The sequence below is a fragment of the Streptomyces sp. NRRL B-1347 genome, assembly GCF_000720325.1.
Classification (GTDB): Bacteria; Actinomycetota; Actinomycetes; order Streptomycetales; family Streptomycetaceae; genus Streptomyces.
In genome coordinates this window covers 1-417 of the sequence record NZ_JOJM01000285.1, presented here as the reverse complement: position 1 = coordinate 417, position 417 = coordinate 1, and the positions used below count along the sequence as shown (strand labels likewise).

The window sequence follows — 417 nt, the reverse complement described above, 5'->3', positions numbered from 1 at the left end:
CCACCAAACAGCGCCACCACATTCCCATGCGGAACCGCCACACCCTTCGGACGCCCCGTCGAACCCGACGTATAAATCACATACGCCACATGCGACGGCGAGACCTCCACAGAGCTAACAGGCTCAGCGGACAGCGCCTCCAACTGCGCCACTACCTCAGGCGCGTCCACCACCACGCGCGCCGGGCCGTCCGCCCCTGCCGGAATGACACCCTCCGTCGCCTGGTTGGCAAGCACCAGGGCAGGTCGCGCGTCCTCCAACACGTACGCGATGCGGTCAGCCGGGTACTGCGGATCGATCGGCACGTACGCGCCGCCAGCCTTCAGCACCGCGAGGAGTGATACGACCAAGTCACTAGAACGCTCTATACAGACCGCAACCAGAGACTCCGCACCCACACCCCGCGAAATCAGCAAC

General features: G+C 64.7%; 1 protein-coding gene. It reads right to left on the bottom strand.

Annotation, left to right across the window (positions count from 1 at the left end; all coding sequences use genetic code 11):
• Nucleotides 1-398 (bottom strand): AMP-binding protein (locus IG74_RS47365; protein ID WP_324607548.1); only part of this gene is annotated, 398 nt, incomplete at its 3' end.
• Between the last annotated feature and the right edge of the window lie 19 nt (nucleotides 399-417).